1 pseudogene is annotated in these 373 nt (G+C 41.8%); it reads left to right on the plus strand.

The window, feature by feature from the left end:
- A pseudogene (locus AB4653_RS28645) lies at positions 1-373 on the plus strand (hybrid sensor histidine kinase/response regulator); the annotation flags it as partial.

The raw sequence follows: 373 nt of genomic DNA on the forward strand, positions 1-373 counted from the left end.
CTACTGAGTCGTTCAAATAGATTCAACCGAGATTTTCTGCTCGCAAATTCAAAGGAACAGAAGCTCATCGCCGACAAAGTGTCACATGTAATCAATGAGATGCAATCTAAATCAAGCAACGCACAACGACTGATTGCCTTGTACGCACCAGAGGTAAAAATTACTGCCTTTGACGACCATATCAGCGTCTATGAATCGCAATTCACTGAGTTAGTCAGTTCACAAATTCGAGGCCATCAATTACTCAAAGCAATGGATAAAAGCTTCTTAGCACTGCGAGATTTTGTTTCTCAGCGCCACTTAGCAGAAAGCGTCAATGTCAAAGATTCATCTAGTGTAACCTCCCATTTGGCCGTAGGAGGTTTGATTTTCT

The organism is Vibrio sp. 10N.222.48.A3 (assembly GCF_041475345.1).
GTDB classification, from domain to species: domain Bacteria; phylum Pseudomonadota; class Gammaproteobacteria; order Enterobacterales; family Vibrionaceae; genus Vibrio; species Vibrio tasmaniensis_A.